Origin of the sequence: Mesorhizobium delmotii (assembly GCF_900149755.1) — a bacterium.
Taxonomy (GTDB): domain Bacteria; phylum Pseudomonadota; class Alphaproteobacteria; order Rhizobiales; family Rhizobiaceae; genus Mesorhizobium; species Mesorhizobium delmotii.
In genome coordinates this window covers 1-18,653 of the sequence record NZ_FUIG01000064.1, presented here as the reverse complement: position 1 = coordinate 18,653, position 18,653 = coordinate 1, and the positions used below count along the sequence as shown (strand labels likewise).

Annotated in this window: 16 protein-coding genes; 7 read left to right on the top strand and 9 right to left on the bottom strand. The window is 63.1% G+C overall.

Translation table 11 applies throughout. From position 1 onward, the window contains the following. Positions 1–110: 110 nt before the first annotated feature. Complete coding sequence (locus BQ8482_RS32225; RefSeq protein ID WP_065011174.1) at positions 111–383, bottom strand: usg protein; 273 nt, start codon at positions 381–383, stop codon at positions 111–113. A 306-nt stretch (positions 384–689) separates the two neighbouring features. Between BQ8482_RS32225 and acs the strand changes: the two genes are divergently transcribed. Together acs and BQ8482_RS32215 are read left to right on the top strand one after the other, a co-directional pair. After that, positions 690–2,645: an acetate--CoA ligase gene (gene acs, locus BQ8482_RS32220; RefSeq protein ID WP_123151239.1), complete on the top strand. Its 1,956-nt coding sequence runs from the start codon at positions 690–692 to the stop codon at positions 2,643–2,645. After that, positions 2,645–3,394 (top strand): MOSC domain-containing protein, encoded by a 750-nt coding sequence (locus tag BQ8482_RS32215; RefSeq protein ID WP_123151229.1) that lies wholly within the window; start codon positions 2,645–2,647, stop codon positions 3,392–3,394. The genes acs and BQ8482_RS32215 overlap by 1 nt, the downstream gene beginning before the upstream one ends. Before the next feature lie 354 nt (positions 3,395–3,748). On the opposite strand, the gene BQ8482_RS32210 is transcribed toward BQ8482_RS32215, so the two are convergent. The 5 genes from BQ8482_RS32210 to BQ8482_RS32185 form a co-directional block, all read right to left on the bottom strand. Continuing rightward, positions 3,749–5,140: an FAD-binding oxidoreductase gene (locus BQ8482_RS32210; protein WP_123151238.1), complete on the bottom strand. Its 1,392-nt coding sequence runs from the start codon at positions 5,138–5,140 to the stop codon at positions 3,749–3,751. Between the two features lie 518 nt (positions 5,141–5,658). Further along, positions 5,659–6,927, bottom strand: coding sequence for an SAM-dependent methyltransferase (locus BQ8482_RS32205; RefSeq protein ID WP_123151237.1), 1,269 nt, complete (start codon positions 6,925–6,927; stop codon positions 5,659–5,661). A gap of 432 nt (positions 6,928–7,359) precedes the next feature. Then, positions 7,360–7,761 carry a VWA domain-containing protein gene (locus tag BQ8482_RS32200; protein WP_244603082.1) on the bottom strand — a complete coding sequence of 134 codons (402 nt, stop codon included), beginning with the start codon at positions 7,759–7,761 and terminating at the stop codon, positions 7,360–7,362. A 492-nt stretch (positions 7,762–8,253) separates the two neighbouring features. Continuing rightward, positions 8,254–8,694 carry a TadE/TadG family type IV pilus assembly protein gene (locus BQ8482_RS32190; RefSeq protein ID WP_425294158.1) on the bottom strand — a complete coding sequence of 147 codons (441 nt, stop codon included), beginning with the start codon at positions 8,692–8,694 and terminating at the stop codon, positions 8,254–8,256. Between the two features lie 344 nt (positions 8,695–9,038). Then, the gene (locus tag BQ8482_RS32185; protein WP_123151228.1) at positions 9,039–9,908 is read right to left on the bottom strand and encodes a transglutaminase-like domain-containing protein; all 870 of its coding nucleotides are present in this window, start codon (positions 9,906–9,908) and stop codon (positions 9,039–9,041) included. A gap of 176 nt (positions 9,909–10,084) precedes the next feature. Between BQ8482_RS32185 and BQ8482_RS32180 the strand changes: the two genes are divergently transcribed. Beyond that, on the top strand, positions 10,085–10,750 hold the full coding sequence (locus BQ8482_RS32180) for an HAD-IA family hydrolase (RefSeq protein WP_123151227.1): 666 nt from the start codon (positions 10,085–10,087) through the stop codon (positions 10,748–10,750). 7 nt (positions 10,751–10,757) lie between these two features. Here BQ8482_RS32180 and BQ8482_RS32175 read toward each other — a convergent pair whose 3' ends face one another. Further along, positions 10,758–10,997, bottom strand: a complete 240-nt coding sequence (locus BQ8482_RS32175; RefSeq protein ID WP_123151226.1) for a DUF1674 domain-containing protein — start codon at positions 10,995–10,997, stop codon at positions 10,758–10,760. Positions 10,998–11,121: 124 nt separating this feature from the next. Here BQ8482_RS32175 and htpX point away from each other — a divergent pair, with 124 nt between their 5' ends. The 4 genes from htpX (at position 11,122) to purH (ending at position 17,095) form a co-directional block, all read left to right on the top strand. Next, on the top strand, positions 11,122–12,138 hold the full coding sequence (gene htpX, locus BQ8482_RS32170; RefSeq protein WP_123151225.1) for a zinc metalloprotease HtpX: 1,017 nt from the start codon (positions 11,122–11,124) through the stop codon (positions 12,136–12,138). Positions 12,139–12,188: 50 nt separating this feature from the next. Continuing rightward, positions 12,189–13,523 carry an RsmB/NOP family class I SAM-dependent RNA methyltransferase gene (locus BQ8482_RS32165; protein WP_165848806.1) on the top strand — a complete coding sequence of 445 codons (1,335 nt, stop codon included), beginning with the start codon at positions 12,189–12,191 and terminating at the stop codon, positions 13,521–13,523. Between the two features lie 139 nt (positions 13,524–13,662). Then, positions 13,663–15,387 (top strand): heparinase II/III family protein, encoded by a 1,725-nt coding sequence (locus BQ8482_RS32160; RefSeq protein WP_123151223.1) that lies wholly within the window; start codon positions 13,663–13,665, stop codon positions 15,385–15,387. Between the two features lie 91 nt (positions 15,388–15,478). Continuing rightward, complete coding sequence (gene purH, locus BQ8482_RS32155) at positions 15,479–17,095, top strand: bifunctional phosphoribosylaminoimidazolecarboxamide formyltransferase/IMP cyclohydrolase (RefSeq protein ID WP_123151236.1); 1,617 nt, start codon at positions 15,479–15,481, stop codon at positions 17,093–17,095. Between the two features lie 58 nt (positions 17,096–17,153). Here purH and BQ8482_RS32150 read toward each other — a convergent pair whose 3' ends face one another. Beyond that, the gene (locus tag BQ8482_RS32150; RefSeq protein ID WP_244603083.1) at positions 17,154–17,600 is read right to left on the bottom strand and encodes a hypothetical protein; all 447 of its coding nucleotides are present in this window, start codon (positions 17,598–17,600) and stop codon (positions 17,154–17,156) included. Then, positions 17,546–18,454, bottom strand: coding sequence for an IS4 family transposase (locus BQ8482_RS32145; RefSeq protein ID WP_123151221.1), 909 nt, complete (start codon positions 18,452–18,454; stop codon positions 17,546–17,548). Before BQ8482_RS32145 ends, BQ8482_RS32150 begins: the two co-directional genes overlap by 55 nt. Positions 18,455–18,653: the final 199 nt, after the last annotated feature.

Genomic DNA, 18,653 nt, shown 5'->3' with positions numbered 1-18,653 from the left:
TGGCCAATCTCCCCCCTTGTGGGGGAGATGTCCGGCAGGACAGAGGGGGGCGCCGTAGAGCGCCGACCTCAGCAACCACACGATTGCAAGCTGACGTCCTGCGCCGTTGCCTAATGCAGCACGAACTCGCCGTCCACCTTGTGCCATTCGTTGGGCGCGATCAGCTTCTGGTGCGTATAGCTCACCGAATGCAGCGGGCCATCGAGCTTGGTCTGCCAGAATTCGATGAACCGGATCAGCACCGGAAATTTCGGAGCGATGTCGTAGTCCTGCCAGATGAAGCTCTGCAGCAGATGCGGATGATCGGGAAAATGATAAAGGATCTTGGCCGTGGTCAAGCCGTAGCCCTTGAGCATCAGGTCCATTTCGGAATGGTCGCGCATCGCGGTCCCCTGGTTGATTCTCCTTTCCTCCCAATTTGAAATTGTGCGCGCAATTTGCTTAACCGTCTATTGATATTTTAGTGATCGATGCCGTGTTTGTCACGTAAAAACATACGCTTAGCAGCCGCCGTGCCCGAGTGCTGACAGCGTTTCGCCATTCCCCTGCGGCATCCCGCCGCGCAAATCCAACGTCTAATATTGCCGTCACCGCGGAACTGTTAATAATGCGCGCGAATTCGTGGCCTCCGCGCCGCGATGCTGCTCGGCGAGCAAGCTGGCAGTTGGTCTTGGGAGGAAGGTGAAAAAATGTCCGAGATTCATGTCCATCGCGTCCAGCCGGCGTGGAAGAAGAACGCACTGATCGACAATGACACCTATTTGAAATGGTATGCCGAGAGCGTGAAGAACCCGGACAAGTTCTGGGGCAAGCACGGCAAGCGCATCGACTGGTTCAAGCCCTACAGCAAGGTCAAGAACACCTCCTTCATCGGCAAGGTCTCGATCAAATGGTTCGAGGACGGCGAGACCAATGTTTCCTGGAACTGCATCGACCGGCATCTGAAGAAGCGCGGCGACCAGACCGCCATCGTCTGGGAAGGCGACAATCCCTATGACGACAGGAAGATCACCTATAGCGAGCTTTACGAGCATGTCTGCCGGCTCGCCAATGTGATGAAGAAGCACGGCGTCAAGAAGGGCGACCGCGTTACCATCTACATGCCGATGATCCCTGAAACGGCCTACGCGATGCTTGCCTGCACGCGCATCGGCGCCATCCATTCGGTGGTCTTTGGCGGCTTCTCGCCGGATGCATTGGCCGGCCGCATCGTCGACTGCGAATCGACTTTCGTCATCACCACCGATGAAGGCCTGCGCGGCGGCAAGCCGATTCCGTTGAAAGACAACACCGACAAGGCGATCGACATCGCCGCGAAGAATTTCGTGATGGTCAACAAGGTCGTCGTCGTGCGCCGCACCGGCGGCAAGGTTGGCTGGGCTCCGGGGCGCGACGTCTGGTACCACGACGAGATCGCTTCGGTGAAGGCGGAGTGCAAGCCGGAGAAGATGAAGGCCGAGGACCCTTTGTTCATCCTCTACACATCAGGCTCGACCGGCAAGCCGAAGGGCGTGCTGCACACCACGGCCGGCTATCTCGTCTACGCCTCGATGACCCACCAATATGTCTTCGACTACCATGACGGCGACATCTTCTGGTGCACCGCCGATGTCGGCTGGGTCACCGGCCACAGCTACATCGTCTACGGACCACTCGCCAACGGCGCCACCACGCTGATGTTCGAAGGCGTGCCGAACTATCCGTCGCAATCCCGCTTCTGGGAGGTCATCGACAAGCACAAGGTCAACATCTTCTACACGGCGCCGACGGCGTTGCGCGCCCTGATGGGCGCTGGCGATGCCCATGTCACCAAGACGTCGCGCAAATCATTGCGCGTGCTCGGCACGGTCGGCGAGCCGATCAATCCGGAAGCCTGGGAGTGGTATTTCAACCTCGTCGGCAACGGCAAGGTGCCGATCGTCGACACATGGTGGCAGACCGAGACCGGCGGCATCCTGATCACGCCGCTGCCCGGCGCCACCGACCTGAAGGCAGGTTCCGCGACGCGGCCCTTCTTCGGCGTCAAGCCGCAACTGGTCGACGGTGACGGCAAGGTGCTGGAAGGCGTTGCAAGCGGCAATCTTTGCATCACCGATTCGTGGCCGGGCCAGATGCGCACCGTCTATGGCGACCACGAGCGCTTCGTGCAGACCTATTTTTCGACCTACAAGGGCAAGTATTTTACCGGCGACGGCTGCCGCCGCGACGCCGATGGCTACTACTGGATCACCGGCCGCGTCGACGATGTCATCAACGTCTCCGGCCACCGCATGGGCACGGCCGAGGTCGAATCGGCGCTGGTTTCGCATGAGAAAGTCTCGGAAGCCGCCGTCGTCGGCTATCCACACGACATCAAGGGCCAGGGCATCTACTGCTACGTCACATTGATGGCCGGCGAGAAGCCGGACGAGGAGTTGCGCAAGGAACTCGTCGCCCATGTCCGTAAGGACATTGGCGCCATCGCCACACCCGACAAGATCCAGTTCGCTCCGGGCCTGCCGAAAACCCGCTCGGGCAAGATCATGCGGCGCATCCTGCGCAAGATCGCTGAGGACGATTTTTCGACGCTCGGCGATACCTCGACGCTGGCCGATCCGGCGGTGGTCGACGATTTGATCGCCAACCGGCAGAACCAGAAGGCCTGATGGACGCAGTAATAGGCGCCGTCACCCAGCTCTGGCGTTACCCGGTGAGTTCGCTCGCCGGCGAACGCCTGGACGCGATCTCGGTTGGCACCCAAACCATCGACGGCGACCGCCTGTTCGGCCTTGTCGATGTATCGAATGATGAAATCGCGCGGCCCGATCGCGACGCGAAATGGCACAAGGTGCCGCGCATCCGGACCCGGCTGTCGCAAGCCTGCGAACTGGAGATCGCCATCCCGGACGGCGATTGGTTGGCGGCACCGGGCGCCGAAAGCGACCGCGCCGTTTCCGCCTATCTCGGCTTCGAAGCCTCGATCCGGCCGTTTCGACAGGAAAACGCCGCTCCGGACTACGCCGGTCCCCTGACCGCGGAGCGTTACCGCAAGACCCCGGTCCACCTCCTGACCACGGCTTCGCTGGCGCGGGCGCGCCTGAAGGCGCTGCATCCCGACGGCGCCGCCGACCCGCGCCGCTTCCGCCCCAACATCGTCGTCGACATAGCGGCTGTCGAGGGATCGTTCCCGGAGACGGAATGGATCGGTCGCAAGCTGGCGATCGGCGACCTGCTGTTGACCATCTCCGAGCCGTGCCGCCGATGCGGCTTCACCATCATCGCACAGGATGGTTTCGACCACGATCCGGCAATCCTGCGCAATCTGGTCCGTCACAACGCGCATAATCTCGGCGTCTACTGCACGGTCGACCGGCCAGCCCGCGTCGAAATCGGCGAGACGATGCGGTTGTTCTAGTCCGGTTGGGCCAGCCATGCCGAACGCGCCGCGACGAGCCGGACGATTGCCTCCTCGCGCGACCTCACCTTCGCGCCCGTACAGCCGGGCAACTATCAGCGGCACGCCCTGCTCTCACGTTCGTATCCAGAATCTTGCGCCAATTCCAACCGAACGGCACCATAATGAGCGCAGCAAGGATCAAAATCGTTGGCAACCATTGGCCTATGTCGGCGACCTCGCAGCCGCTAATCACCGCGCCGGACTATCCACCGCGGACGAGGCAATTCGTCGGCGTATCCATATGCTGCCATTCACACTGACCATCCCGGAGGAACGCGTCGATAACCTCCCCCGGTTTTTAATGAGGGGCAGCTAGTGTGCCGCGGCCGAGATGTTTTGGTTGAGGCTGAAAAAATTCATTGGATCATATTTCCGCTTCACCTCGGCAAGCCGACTGTAATTATCACCGAAAGAGGCACGGATCACCTGGTCCGCGGGTTCGCTCTGAAAGTTGAGAAGGTGCATGCCACTCGAATGCGGCTCGAACGCATCGTACATGGCCTGCACCCAGGCTATATGCCTTTCGCTTTCTGCCGGATCCGTCCACTGCGCGGTCATCCCAATGTTGTATTCCGCGTTCCGCTGGGCGAAGGCAGAGTCCGTGCGACTGACCCGGCCTGGCGCGCCGCCGTAGAACTCCACGAGACAGGCCGAGAGAGGCGACTCCATGCGGTTTCCATGCTCAACAAGCAGGTCGATGACCGTATCGGTAAGTTGCGGAACGAAGCTCGCCTTCCAGTAATTGTGGGTGCCGTTGGGGAATTCCCCGTCCAGCAGTTTCTGCATCGACGGATAGGGCATTGACTGTATGGCGTCGAGCAGCGGCGCACCGAAGGCTCGCAGCGGCGCCAGCACGCGTGCGCCTTCTTCCATGTCACCGCACCAGCATGCAATTATGCCGACCGCCGGCATGCCATCCGGCGTCGTCAACATGGCCGCGTAGGCAGTCAGTTCCTCCGGTGCCGTGGCCATGAACTCGCGATAGAAGCGCAGCACCTCGTGGGCCTTGTCGCGGCCGTGAACAATCAAGCCGCCGAACACCGAAGATATTTGCAGCGCGCGGAAGGTGAAGCAGGTGACGATGCCGAAATTGCCGCCCCCGCCGCGTAAGGCCCAGAAAAGGTCGGGGTGTTCTTCTGCGCTGGCCGTCAGCAGGCGTCCCTCCGCCGTCACCAGCTCAAACGAGATCACGTTGTCGCAACTCAGCCCGTGCTTGCGGACCAGCCAGCCTACGCCGCCGCCGAGTGTCAGCCCGGCAACGCCGGTCTTCGACACGACGCCGACCGGCACCGCCAGCCCATGCAGATGTGTCTCGCGGTCGAGGTCGCCAAGCGTCGCGCCGCCCTGCACCCGCACGGTGCGCGTCTTGGGCTCAACCAGCACGCCACGCATGGCGGAGAGGTCGATAACAATGCCGTTGTCGCATAGTGCCCGCCCGGCGACATTGTGACCGCCCCCACGGACCGCGACGAGAAGGTCGTTTCTGGCGGCGAATTTCACCGTGTGGATTACATCGGCGACGCCGAGGCAACGTGAAACCAATCCCGGATGCCGGTCGATTGCGGCGTTCCAAATCCGGCGCGCCTCGTCGTAGTCGGCATCAGCGGGCCGGATTAAGCGTCCAGCCAACCCGACGGCGAACTCATCGATAAGATCAGTGCCAATCCGCACGCCACTGCGGTTTTGAAGCTCCGTCGCTGCCATGTCCCCCTCCTCAGCCTCGTCGCACGTCAGCATTGACCAAGCCTCGGAGGCGAAAGGCAGCATAACACCAGCGGGCGGGGTTGTGATGTGCCAAAACACCCTCGATCAGATCAGCAGACGCGCCACCGTGTCTGGTGCGCGGCCTCGCGCAGTCTGCGCTTTGGTGCGGCACACTTTTGGCCTATGGCTGCACTGGTGCGTTTGGTGATGCTAGGCCTGTTTGCCGCCGGGATAGGGCGGGCGGAGGCACCGCAAACAGCATCGTCTCCGCCGATGAAGTGCGAAACTGGTCCAGCGAACAGAACGTTCGGCGGAGCGAGTTGGATCGTCTGCAGCTGTGATGACCAGCCTTCGACGGCAGTCGTCTCTGCGCAGGGCAATCCGGTTTCACCCGACGCCGCTGGCGACGCTCTCTTCAAAATGACCCCAGCAGACTTTCGCAGCGCTTCTTGCAGCAACCAAGGCGTCAAAGACTAACCGCTGAGCCGTTACGTTTATGACTTCACAACCTAAACCAACTACCGGTACAAATCCGCCCGCGTCGGCGGCAGGCCGCTCGGGCCCCGCGCGCGCTTGGTGACGACGGTCTGGAAAATCTGCGCCGAGGCGCGTTCGAAAGTGATCGAACAGCCGGTGAGATAAAGCAGCCAGAGGCGCGCCTTGGCTTCGCCGACCTCGGCGATCGCCTCGTCGAAGCGTGCGTGGAGGCGCTCGGCCCACAGGCGGCAGGTGCGGGCGTAGTGCTCTCGCAAATTCTCGACATCGTAGACGAGGAAGCCGTGCGCCTCGAGATTGCCGAGCGTCATGCCGATCGTGTCGAGCTCGCCGCCGGGAAAGATGTATTTGATCAGCGCCTTGAATTCCGGGCCCTTGCGCAACGTCTTCTTGATGCTGCCCTTGTCGCGCCGGGTGATGGCGTGGTGCAGATAGATGCCGCCCGGTTTGAGCAGCCGATGGATGGTCGAGAAATAGGCGGCGTGGTTGGCGAGCCCCAGATGCTCGAACATGCCGATCGACGATATCTTGTCGAAGGAGCCGGACAGCTCGGCGTAGGATTTTATCTCGATGGTGATGCGGTCCTCCAGCCCCTCAGCGCGGATGCGCTCGCGGGCGAGCTGGGTCTGGGCTTCCGACAGCGAGACGCCGTGGCCGATGACGCCGTAATTTTTCGCGGCATGGATGAGCATGGCACCCCAGCCGCAGCCGATGTCGAGCAGCTTTTCGCCGGGCTTCAGCCGGAGCTTGCGGCAGATATGATCGAGCTTGTCTTTCTGCGCCTCGTCGATGCCATTGGCGAAATCGGTGAAATAGCCGCAGCTATAGACCATGCGTTCGTCGAGGAAGAGCCGGTAGAAGGCGTTCGAAATGTCGTAGTGGTGCTGGATCGCTTGCCTGTTCGACCCGCTGACGAAGGGGTTGCGCCCGGAAAGGTCGGTCCGCGCCGTCATCTGTTTTCTCGAAAACAGCACGGCCGGCAGGTCGCGCAGGACCGCGAGCTTGGGCAACGACTTGAGCTTCGTCCTGAGCTTGCCGTGCGCAGGCAGAGCGTAGAAATCGAACAGCGACCCGTCTTCCACGTCGATGGTCTTGGAAATCCACATTTCGATCAGCGTCGAGAGGTTGGGCCGACGCATCACTTGCCAGACGATGTCCTGGTCGTTGATGGTGAGCACCGGGCCGGTGGCGGGCCCGATCCGCTCGCCGTTCCACAGCTTGACCGCGAAACCCGGCTTCAATGTTTCGATAACCGTTCGAACGATCCGTGCGGCTCTGTCGGCTGCCTCCATCCCCGTCCTCCCCTGCTCAGCACGCTCGCGGTCCGACGCCGACTTTGCCTGTCCGATCGGATAGCCGCAAGCCGCCAGCGACAAGCTCGCGGCATTTTCACCATGGCGCCTTGCCATTTGCGGATCGACACCCCATCATGGGGGCGTCTTCAACAAATCGAAAGGAGGTGATCCGATGTCGAGTGATTTCGTTTTCCAGAACGTGGCCTCAGCGGATTGCACTTTCGGGAAGCAGTCTTCCCGTTAAGGCGCGAGATGCGCGGCTGGCGACGCCTGGAGCGCCGCGCGTCCTTTGGACGCGCAAAGGATGCTCCAGCACTTTAAGTCACGTCGCCGCCATGAGCCGCGCCATGGACGGAAACACGGAAGGCCGCCGGCTTCGAAAGAAGCGGCGGCCTTTTCCTTGTCCGGATCCTGTCTGGTCAATGCCCTCTATTTGGTCAATGCCAGGCTTTCGATGTTGTGCGCTATGTCCTGGAAAGCCTGGTTGAGTTCCGTCCCGTTGGCGGCCTGATAGAAGTGCTTGATCTTGGCGGTATCCGGGCTCGCGCAATTCTGCAGTGTCGCCCGGGCAATCTCCTCGTTGAGATCGAAACCGATGGTGAAGATTTCGATGCCCTTGGCGCGCATGGCGGTACAGAGCGTCTTGGCTGCCGTGCGGGTCGGTTCCTTGCCGGCATCATTGTAGACCTCACCGACAGTGGCGGCATCGAAATAGGACAGGTTGAACTCGCCGTCGGTCATCAGGATCGCGATTTTGGCGACCTTGTTCGGATCCGCCTTGGCCGGCCGCTGCGAAGCATTCATCACACTGCCCCAATTTTCCGAAAGCATGTACCAGGTCCACTGCACGCCGATATTGCCCGAGGTGTAGGCGGACGTCCATGTCGATCTCGGCCTTTATTTTCCGCTTTTCAGCATGGGTGACATGAAGCGCGTTGCCGCATCGACGACAGCGCTCTATTCGGACAAGACGATCGAAGTGGCGATGATGCTCGACGTCACAGGGTCGATGGCCGGCCAGAAAATCATCGATCTGAGGACAGCTGCAGCGAACGCGGTCGACAGCTTCCTGGAAGGCCAGGACTCCTCCAACCCCCGGGTGCGTGTCTCCATCGTACCATACGCCAATTCGGTGAATGCCGGCGCGCTTGCCGCCAGCAGCGTCTATGTCGAAACCTCGACCAGCCAGCGCAAGCAGGCGCCAGGCAATGGCGCTCGGTGGCGCAATTGTCCGGACGCATTAAGCCGGAGACGTACTGTATGGCGCAAAGGCACCTATCAATATTCGGATGCAGGCCCCGAGGTCAGCATGGTCAATCGCGATTACCTGTTGTCGTCCTTTGCCTGGCAGACCGGCACGGCTGCCTGCCCGGCCGCCGCGTTGAAGCCGCTGACGGCGGACGCCGCGGCGCTCAAGAACGTCATCAAGAACTTTGTCGCATCGGGCGGCAATTTGTCGAGGACGATCCGATCAGCCTGCAGGATGCCCGCTCGGCTGTTGGCATCGAGAAACGCCTGCACCGACTTGTTGGCATCGGCCTCCTTGATGACGCCGGTCGTCAGGTCGCGTGCAGTAGAGGTCACCGCCGCATCGATCACGCCCTGCAAACTCGACTTGGCGTTGTAGAGTTGGGAAATATTGACGGCAAAGCCGACGCCCAGCGCCAGCACCGACGCAACCATGCCGAACAGAACCGCTAAATTTCCGCTGCGATCCCCGGCAACGCTGCCGATTGCGTGAAAAAGACCTCCAAAATGCCGCATGCTTCCGACTCCATTCGCCACGACCTCAAGGCCGTGTGAAGGCCGCATTGCAGGATTCCGGCCGGATGGCGCCGCGAAGGGACCAACAGCTACCGGCTCATTGTCAAACCGTTGTTTCTGCTTGGTTTCGAAATGCGGCAAGGTGAATAGCCGGTAAACGACAAGCCGCTGCGGCAGTTTCGTTTACGAAGCGCTTACCATGATCCCGATGTCCGCCGTGGAGCACAAGGACTCGATCCCGCTCCGGCACAGGCGGGCTGTGCCGAAGCGGATCAGGCGCATCGGACCTGTACGACGGCCCGGATGATCGTAACAACGGTCGCAGGCCGTTCGCGCTTGCGCTTTTATGCCAGCATCTGCGCGGTGACGGTTCTGTCGACGCCGCGATGGGGCGGGCTGAACAGATTGCTTTCCTGCTCGTAGGTCCAGACCTTGAACAGGCTGAGCCGGTGCGGGCCGAAACTGTGCAGCAGCGGCACGTCGGTCGCGTCGCGACCGCGCGCGATGACGACCCGGCCGATCCTCGGCATGTTATGGCGGGGATCGAACGTGTACCATTTGCCGTCGAGGAACACTTCCAGCCACGCCGAAAAATCCATCGGAGCCGGGTCGACCGGCACGCCGATGTCGCCGAGATAGCCGTTTGCGTAGCGGGCGGGAATGTTCATGCAGCGGCAGAGCGTGATCGCCAGATGAGCGAAGTCGCGGCAGACGCCGACGCGCTCCTCATGCGCTTGCGCCGCCGTGCGGGTTGGGCGCGCATAGCCGTAACCGAACGACAGACGGTTGTGGACATAGTCGACGATCGCCTGCACCCGCGCCCAGCCGGATGGAACAGGGCCGAAAACCTGCCAGGCCAGATCACTGAGATGATCGGTCTCGCAATAGCGGCTGCCGAGCAGATAGCAGAGCACATCGTCGGGCAACTCCGCCACCGGCACTTCCCTGGCCAGCGGGTTGACCTCGTCGGCCTCGCCGCTGTCCTCGACAACGGCATCGTAAAGAATGCGAAAGCTGCCGCCGGGCGCCGTGAAGCGGCGGCAGGCGTTGCCATAAAGATCGTGATAGAGCCTGGTTGGGACGGTAGGCGAGGTCAGCACGCGGGTCTGCCGCTTGATGTCGGCCTGGCGGTCCTTATGGATCTCGAGCAGCGAAATCACCGGGGTGGCTTCAGCGCAGTCAATGGCGATTTCGTAGCCGAGCCGAATCAGCATCGCGGTTCCCCTCTTTTTTGAGTGTCGTGGAAGACGGTTAAGTTAACGCGAGATGGCCGGCCGTGGTTCCCTGGTCTTGTCGAAAAAGGCGATCTCGCGCCTTCCCATGCCGCCGATGCGACGTTACGGTCGATCGACAGGCTTTTGGTCCCTTCCGAAACAACCCGGGATAGCAGATGTTCGCAGGCAGAAAATTCGCAGCCCTGCTGTTCGACATGGACGGCACGGTGGTCAATTCGATCGCCGCGGCAGAAAGGGTCTGGGCAGATTGGGCACGACGGCAAGGTCTCGACGTTGCCGCATTCCTGCCGACGATCCACGGCGTGCGGGCAATCGAGACTATCGCTCGGCTGGCGCTTCCAGGCATCGACCCGATGCGCGAAGCCGATGCGCTTCTGAAGGCCGAGGCGGCCGATATCGACGGCATCCTTCCGATCGCCGGCGCAGCGGCGTTTCTGGCGTCGCTGCCGCCCGAGCGCTGGGCCATCGTCACTTCGGCGCCGCGCGAACTGGCTCTCCTGCGCATCGCCGCCGCCGGCATCCCGCTTCCCGCCATCCTTGTCGCGGCCGAGGATGTTTCCCGCGGCAAGCCGGCGCCGGATTGCTTCCGGCTGGCGGCCGAGCGGCTGGGCGTCGATGCGCGCGACTGCCTTGCTTTCGAAGATGCGCCCGCAGGCATAACGGCGGCCGAGGCCGCCGGAGCTACGGTCGTGGTGATCAGCGCCACCCACCAGCATCCGTTGCAAACGCCGCACGCCGCGATCGCCTCTTATGCCGGGCTGGGCATCACGGTCGACGACCGCGGCTGGATTATGCTCGCGGCGGACCGCGCTGCGGCTTAGGGTGCCCTTAGAAATCGCTGGTCAGGCCCTTCACTTCCCAGTCGCCATAGCGGCCGGGCTCCTTGCCGCCACGGCCGCCGATCTCCTGGGGCATCGCGGCTTCCTGCTGGCGATAGTGTTCGCGCCGTGCTTCCGCTTCCGCCAAAGCGCGGCGCGCTGCCGGCGTCAGCGTCTTTTGCGGCGCGTCGTGGCCGGGGCCGGCAGTTGTTTCACAGGTTTCACCCGTTTTACTGGTTTCTTCGATCATGCGATATTCCCGGCCGATTGAAACGGGCCCTGATTGAAACAGGGCCACACGTTTCCCATCATATAGCGATGAGCCGACAGGGATCGACCCCTTTTGCCCAACGCCGGCAGAAACGGAGCAGACAATGAACACACTTCGCACCGCCATGCTTTTGGCCGCGATGACCGCGCTGTTCATGGGCGTCGGCTATCTGATCGGCGGATCGGGCGGCATGGTGATTGCCTTGCTGATTGCCGCCGCCATGAACCTGTTCAGCTATTGGAACGCCGACAAGATGGTGCTGGCGATGAACCGCGCCGTCGAGGTCGACGAAAGGAACGCCCCGGAATATTACGCCATCGTACAGAGCCTTGCCAGACAGGCCGGCCTGCCGATGCCGAAGACCTATCTGATCGACAACCCGCAGCCCAATGCCTTCGCCACCGGCCGCAATCCGCAGAATGCCGCGGTTGCCGCCACCACCGGGCTGTTGCAGCAACTGTCGCATGAAGAGGTCGCGGCTGTCATGGCGCATGAACTCGCCCACGTGCAGCACCGCGACACGCTGACCATGACAATCGTCGCCACGCTTGCCGGCGCGATCTCGATGCTCGGCAATTTCGCCTTCTTTTTTGGCGGCAACCGCGACAACAACAATTCCTTCGGCATTATCGGTGTGCTGGTGGCGATGATCGTGGCGCCGTTCGCCGCGATGATCGTGCAGATGGCGATCAGCCGAACCCGCGAATACGAGGCCGACCGGCGCGGCGCCGAGATCTGTGGACAGCCGCTTTGGCTTGCCTCGGCGCTTGACAAAATCGCCCGTGGCGCCGAACGCATCCGCAACCCGGATGCAGAGCGCAATCCGGCGACCGCCCACCTCTTCATCATCAATCCTCTTTCCGGCGAGCGCATGGACAGCCTGTTTTCCACCCACCCGAATACCGATAACCGCATCGCCGCCTTGCAGGCGATGGCGCGGGATATGGCATCCGCCCCCGCTCAGCGGCAGGCCCCGATGCCGCGGCAGGCGGACGTGCAGCGCCCGTCGGGCCCGTGGGAGAAGGCAGCCGAGCAGCCTGAGCAGCCGACCGAACCGGCCAGGCCGAAATCCAACCCCTGGGGCCGCAATCCGACCGGATCCAAAGGCCCGTGGTCGTGAGTGGCGCGACGCGCCGACACGGAACGTCAGGCGATCATGAAGACAATGCAATGAGTCCCGGCGAGCCCGTTGCCGGTCTCGCCGCGCGCAAGGCGGCTGCCCGGCTGCTCGCCGCCGTCATCGATGCCAAAACGCCGCTTGACGGGCTGACCGACCACGACAACGGCCATCCGCAATACAAGGCGCTCGACCTGCGCGACCGGGCGCTGGTGCGCGCCATACTGGTCACTGCGCTGCGCTTCCGCATGACAATATCAGGGTTGCTGGCCCGCCGCCTGGAAAAGCCGTTGCCGCCCAATGCCACCGTGCTTTCGCACATTCTGCATGTGGCGGCGGCGCAGATCCTGTTCCTCGATATTCCCGACAGCGCCGCCGTCGACCTTGCCGTGACCCACGCCAAGTCCGATCCGCGCACTGTGCGCTTCTCCGGTCTCGTCAACGGCGTGCTGCGCACGCTGGCGCGGTCCAAGCAGGCCGAGTTGGCTGCAGCGCTTGCCGGTACCGACGAGGCGCCGAAGTTGTTTTCCGACCGGCTGAAGGCCGCCTATGGCGTCGACAAGACCAGGCAAATCCTCGCCGCTCATCGGTACGAGGCGCCGGTCGACTTCACCGTCAAGTCAGATCCCGAGCTGTGGGCCGAGCGGCTCGGCGGCATCGTGCTGCCGACCGGCACGGTGCGCGTGGAAAAGCTCAGCGCCTCCGTCACCGAACTGCCCGGCTTCGAAGACGGCGCCTGGTGGGTTCAGGATGCCGCCGCCAGCCTTCCGGCCCGGCTCTTCGGCGACATCAGGGGTTTGCGCGTCGCCGACCTCTGCGCCGCCCCTGGCGGCAAGACCGCTCAGCTCATTCTCGGCGGCGCCACGGTCACCGCGATTGATTCCTCGAAGAACCGGTTGGCGCGGCTGTCGCAGAATCTCGAACGGCTTGGCCTGTCCGCAGAGATCGTCCAGGCCGATCTGCTCAAATACGAGCCGGAACAACTGTTCGACGCCGTCCTCCTCGATGCACCCTGTTCTTCGACCGGCACGGTGCGGCGGCATCCCGACGTGCCCTGGACGAAGACGGCGGCCGACATCGAAAAGCTCGCCGATCTGCAGCGAAGGCTGCTCGCCCGCGCCGTCACCCTGGTCAAGCCCGGCGGGCGCGTCGTCTTTTCCAACTGTTCGCTCGACCCGCTCGAAGGCGAGGCGCTTCACCGCGCCTTCCTCGCCGGAACGACTGATATCGTCGACGATCCGCTCCGCCCAGGCGAGATCGCCGGCATCGATCCCTTCCTGACGCCGCAAGGCACGCTACGCACCACACCCGCCGATCTGGAGCTCGGCTCACCGGAACGGTCCGGCCTGGACGGCTTCTTCGCCGCCCGCATGCGCAGAGCCGGCTAACGCTGAGAATTTGAAGACTGTTTTAGTGAAAATCCTGCGGAAAACAGGCTGAACTTCCAAGGTCTCCATGGAATTCGCCTTCGCATAAGTTCTTGAATCATATAACTTGTCTTCGGGTTGAGAGGTATGAGGAGGGCTTTTGGCGATCGCTGCCGGCAGCACGACGCGTCTATGGACGCTTGTCGCGAAGGAGTTCTGGCGCAAGACGCGCCGGCGCCTGCGTGCCGGGCCACTCTATCGCTGGCGCTACTCCGGCCGCACGCCGGAACGTGTGTTGATCGCTCCGCCGGACCTGCGCCTGGCCGACCCGCAGATTGCGCTCGAGATCTACTATGGCCGCTATCCGCTGTCGGGACATATGGTCGAGACCGGCGGCAAGTCGCCTTTCCAGATCGCCGTGCCCAATCCCGGCTGGCAAAAGACGCTGCACGGCTTTCGCTGGTTGCGCCACATGCGCGCCGCCGGCACCGAGCTTGCCGCCGCCAATGCCCGGGCGCTGGTCTCCGACTGGATCGCCATGCATGGCAGCAATATTGCCGGAGTCGCCTGGGAGCCTGGCACGACGGCCAAGCGCGTCATTGCCTGGCTGCAGCATTCCTCGGTGGTGCTGCAGGGCGCAGAATTTCCCTTCTACCGGGCCTTCCTGAAATCGCTGGCCATGCAGATCCGCTATCTCAGGGCGATGGCACGCGAGATGCCGGACGGCAAGGACAGGCTGCGCGCCCGCATCGCGCTGGCTTTTGCCGCTCTGTCGCTGCCGGCGCCGGCATCGGCGCTGCGCGCTGCGACCCGCAGCCTCGCCGATGAGCTCGATCGCCAGATTCTGCCGGATGGCGGACATATTTCCCGCAATCCGATAACCGTTCTTGAAATCCTCGCCGACCTTCTGCCGCTGCGCCAAACCTATGCCAATCAAGCTGAAACTCCGCCGGCGGCGCTGATGGGTGCAATCGACCGTATGCTGCCGGCGCTGCGTTTCTTTCGCCACCAGGACGGCAGCCTCGCCCGCTTCAATGGCATGGGCGCGACCATCCACGACCGCATTGCCACCATACTGCGCCACGACGACACCGCCGGCGCGCCTTTGCTGCACGCGCCGCATTCAGGCTACGAGCGCCTCTCCATGGGCGGCGTCACCGTGATCGCCGATACCGGCCCGCCGCCCCCAATCGACGTTTCCAACGCCGCGCACGCCGGATGCCTGGCTTTCGAATTGTCCTCCGGCCGCCAGCATTACGTCGTCAATGCCGGCGTCGACACCTATGGCGCCGCCGAATTCCGGCCGCTTGCCCGCGCCACGGCCGCCCACTCGACCGCCACCCTCAACGACACCTCGTCGGCGCGTTTCAGCCATTCGCTGCGCGTCAACGATCTGCTCGGCACGCCGTTGATCGGCGGCCCGCAGCATGTATCTTGCAAGCGCACCGACCAGCCAGGCAGCCAGGGTTTCCTGGCTCGCCACGACGGCTATGTCGCGCGCTTCGGCCTGCTGCATGAGCGCGAGCTGAAATTGTCGACGAACGGCAATGTGCTTGCCGGCAGGGATCGCTTTCTGCGGCCGGGCAATGCTGCGATCCGCAACAACGGCCGCGATTTCGTCACGGTGCGCTTCCACATCCATCCCGCCATAGGCCTGCTCCAGGACCAGCATGGCCGCCTGGTGCTGACCGCCGAACAGGCCGACACGTGGGTGTTCACCTGCACCGAGGTAGCGCCCGAGGTCGAGGAATCCATCTACTTCGCCGGTTTGGGCGGCCCGCGCCGCAGCCGGCAGATCGTGCTGGCCTTCAAGGCATCGGAGGTTTCCGAAGTCCATTGGCAGCTGACGCGAACGGTGATCGCCGGTCAGGTCGCAAAAAGCTGAGACTGCGGTTAGCCTCGCAGTTTGATTTCCAGGCCTCATGTGCTACGGCGCGCGGACACTTTCCCAACCAGCCGTGAAAGGCCGCCAGCCCATGGCCGTCGCCGCCAAGAACATTCCCGCGCCCGACCTCGTTCCCGTTCGTCGCGCGCTGCTTTCCGTTTTCGACAAGACCGGCCTCATCGATTTCGCCAGAGCGCTGGCCGCGGCCGGCGTCGAGCTGGTCTCCACCGGCGGCACTGCAAGGGCGATCGCTGAGGCGGGCATGGCGGTGCGCGACGTCTCCGACCTCACCGGTTTTCCAGAGATCATGGACGGTCGCGTCAAGACGCTGCATCCATCGGTGCATGGCGCGCTGCTTGGCGTGCGCGACGATCCCGAACACGCCGCGGCGATGCGCGATCATGGCATTGAGCCGATCGATCTCGTCGCTTCCAATCTCTACCCTTTCGAGGATGTCCGCCGCTCCGGCGCCGCTTACGCCTCGATCGTCGAGAACATCGACATAGGCGGCCCGGCGATGATCCGCGCTTCGGCCAAGAACCACGCCTATGTCGCCATCGTCACCGACCCCGAGGACTATGCCTCGGTGCTCAACGCGCTTGAGATGAATTTCGGCTCGCTCTCGCTAGATTTCCGCAAGAAGCTGGCGGCCAAGGCCTTCGCCCGCACCGCCAGCTATGATGCGGCTATCTCCGGGTGGTTCGCCGAAGCGCTGGCGATCGAGCATCCCACCTGGCGCGCCTTCGGCGGCAGGCTGGACCAGGTGATGCGCTACGGCGAGAACCCGCACCAGAGCGCCGGCTTCTACGTCGATGGCGACAAGCGGCCGGGCGTCGCGACGGCGCGCCAGCTTCAGGGCAAGCAGCTTTCCTACAACAACATCAACGACACCGACGCCGCCTTCGAACTGGTCGGCGAGTTCGATCCGGCCCGCTCCGCCACTGTCGCCATCATCAAGCATGCCAACCCGTGCGGCGTCGCCGAGGGCGCTTCGCTGAAGGCGGCCTACGCCAAGGCGCTTGCCTGCGACCCCGTCTCGGCTTTCGGCGGCATTGTCGCGATGAACCGTACCCTCGATGCCGAGGCCGCCGAAGAGATCGTTAAAACCTTCACCGAGGTCATCATCGCGCCGGGCGCCTCGGAAGAAGCAATCCGCATCGTCACCGCCAAGAAGAATCTGCGCTTGCTTGTCACCGGCGGCCTGCCCGATCCGCGCACGGCCGGCTCCACCGTGAAATCCGTTTCCGGCGGGTTGCTCGTCCAGGGCCGCGACAATGCGGTGGTCGACGACCTCGACCTGAAAGTGGTGACCAGGCGTGCGCCGACGCCGGCCGAGATGGCCGATCTCAAATTCGCCTTCCGCATCGCAAAGCACGTCAAGTCGAACGCCATCGTCTATGTCAGAGATGGCGCTACCGTCGGCATCGGCGCCGGCCAGATGAGCCGGGTCGATTCCTCTCGCATCGCCGCGCGCAAGGCGCTCGACGCGGCCGAGGCTGCCGGCCTGGCCGAGCCGCTGACCAAGGGTTCTGTCGTCGCCTCGGATGCTTTTTTCCCGTTCGCCGACGGGCTTTTGTCTGCGATCGAAGCCGGTGCTACCGCCGTCATCCAGCCGGGCGGCTCGATGCGCGACGACGATGTCATCGCCGCCGCCGACGCCCACGGCATCGCCATGGTGTTTACCGGCGTGAGGCATTTCAGGCATTGAGCGATTCTTGCCTTCTCCCCTTGTGGGCTAGCGTGCGCACACATTTGCTTCGAGTGGTTTAGTTTGGATTTGCAAGAGCGAAGCCCTCGGCGATGGCGTGGAAGCGTTTGAGGCCGTTGCTGAAGGTGACCGGGCCTGGCGGCCGCTCCTTGGCGTAGCCGTTCCACCCTCCCAACCGGGCAATGCACCAGGCGGCCCAGGCAAGCGTGTGCACGGGATGCGGGTTCTTCTGCTTTTGGGTCTTGCCTTCGAGCCTGGTGATGAGTGCTTGCAGAACCGTGATCTCGGTGGGGCTGAAGAGGCGAGCGGCCCTGAAGGCCTGGCCGGCCGCACCGCGCCCGTGCACGAGTTGCATGACCCTGGTGGCGACGATCAACGCGGCGGCGGCCAGGCGCTCGAGCGCATCGCCATCGGCGATGAGACTTTCCTCCAGATCGATGGCCTGCGACTTCATGGTTCTAAACAGCTGTTCGACGCTCCAGCGCGAGCGATAGAGATCGACAATTTGGCAGGCATCGGCGAGTGTTTTGACGGTGGGGTGGTCAACAGCCGCCAGATCACCGCTTCCTTCGGCGAAGGTGGCGCGATCTCGCGCACTTCCACCATGTTGAGCGTGCGTTCGCAGGGATCGCGGCGATCGGCGCCAAGGCGCGGCTGGCGCAAGGTCACCTCGGCGAAGCGAACGGCCAGTTCAACGGTGCGTGCCGGCCGGCCGGGACGGGCCTGCAGCTCGAAGGCGATGCGGCCGGCTTCCGGCATCTTGGCGATCGCGCCGAACAGGCGGCCCTGCTTGCTCAAAGCCCGATCTCGTACGGCGCGGATGAGCACATGGGTGCGCTCGTCGGGCAGCCTTGCAAACACTTCGTAAATGTCGGCCTCGCGGTCGCCGATCACGGTGGCCAACGGCGTGTCGGTCAGCGCTTGGCGCGCCGCCTTGGCAGCGGCAATCCATTTGTAGCTTTCCTTGTCTTCGATCGGCAGCGCCTGATAGTCATCCGCCTTCTTTCCCGCGCGCCGCCAGATCGTGGCGGCGGCAAGGCCCAGAACGCTGCCGTCCGCGGCATCCACGGCCAGCGCCGGATGCACGAACAGCCCGACATCCTTGCCATTGCCGACGCGACCGAGGCCCCGCTTGCGCGCGGTCTTGGCCGCGTAGTTGATCTCGCTGCTGTCCTCGATGAGCAAAACATGGCGGCCGGCCGCTGCTTCGGCCGTTCGTGCCGCCGCCGTGCGGATGATCTCTTGCTTGCTCACGTGGCGATTGCGAAACAGGCGCGTGAACGCAACCTTTTCAGCACGTGTATCGGCCAGCCGGCGCATGCCCGCGCTGACGCGCGCAACCATGCGCTCCAGAACCATGCTCCCCTTTTTTGCAGGCGCAGGTCGCCGAAGTATCCAAGCAGCAAAGCCATCGTCGAAATCTCCAGAATCAACAATGGCAGCTACAGAATCACATACGATTCCAACCCTTCAAGCCCCTTTCGCAGCCGCCGACCCTTCCCGCTTGACATCCCCAAGACGCAAATGTGTGCGCACGCTAGTGTCATGATCGCGTAAT

Coding starts and splice junctions, on each gene's coding strand:
- BQ8482_RS32225 (WP_065011174.1), bottom strand. CDS start 383: ATGCGCGACCATTCCGAAATGGACCTGATGCTCAAGGGCTACGGCTTG.
- acs (WP_123151239.1), top strand. CDS start 690: ATGTCCGAGATTCATGTCCATCGCGTCCAGCCGGCGTGGAAGAAGAAC.
- BQ8482_RS32215 (WP_123151229.1), top strand. CDS start 2,645: ATGGACGCAGTAATAGGCGCCGTCACCCAGCTCTGGCGTTACCCGGTG.
- BQ8482_RS32210 (WP_123151238.1), bottom strand. CDS start 5,140: ATGGCAGCGACGGAGCTTCAAAACCGCAGTGGCGTGCGGATTGGCACT.
- BQ8482_RS32205 (WP_123151237.1), bottom strand. CDS start 6,927: ATGGAGGCAGCCGACAGAGCCGCACGGATCGTTCGAACGGTTATCGAA.
- BQ8482_RS32200 (WP_244603082.1), bottom strand. CDS start 7,761: ATGCTTTCGGAAAATTGGGGCAGTGTGATGAATGCTTCGCAGCGGCCG.
- BQ8482_RS32190 (WP_425294158.1), bottom strand. CDS start 8,694: ATGCGGCATTTTGGAGGTCTTTTTCACGCAATCGGCAGCGTTGCCGGG.
- BQ8482_RS32185 (WP_123151228.1), bottom strand. CDS start 9,908: ATGCTGATTCGGCTCGGCTACGAAATCGCCATTGACTGCGCTGAAGCC.
- BQ8482_RS32180 (WP_123151227.1), top strand. CDS start 10,085: ATGTTCGCAGGCAGAAAATTCGCAGCCCTGCTGTTCGACATGGACGGC.
- BQ8482_RS32175 (WP_123151226.1), bottom strand. CDS start 10,997: ATGATCGAAGAAACCAGTAAAACGGGTGAAACCTGTGAAACAACTGCC.
- htpX (WP_123151225.1), top strand. CDS start 11,122: ATGAACACACTTCGCACCGCCATGCTTTTGGCCGCGATGACCGCGCTG.
- BQ8482_RS32165 (WP_165848806.1), top strand. CDS start 12,189: ATGAGTCCCGGCGAGCCCGTTGCCGGTCTCGCCGCGCGCAAGGCGGCT.
- purH (WP_123151236.1), top strand. CDS start 15,479: ATGGCCGTCGCCGCCAAGAACATTCCCGCGCCCGACCTCGTTCCCGTT.
- BQ8482_RS32145 (WP_123151221.1), bottom strand. CDS start 18,454: ATGGTTCTGGAGCGCATGGTTGCGCGCGTCAGCGCGGGCATGCGCCGG.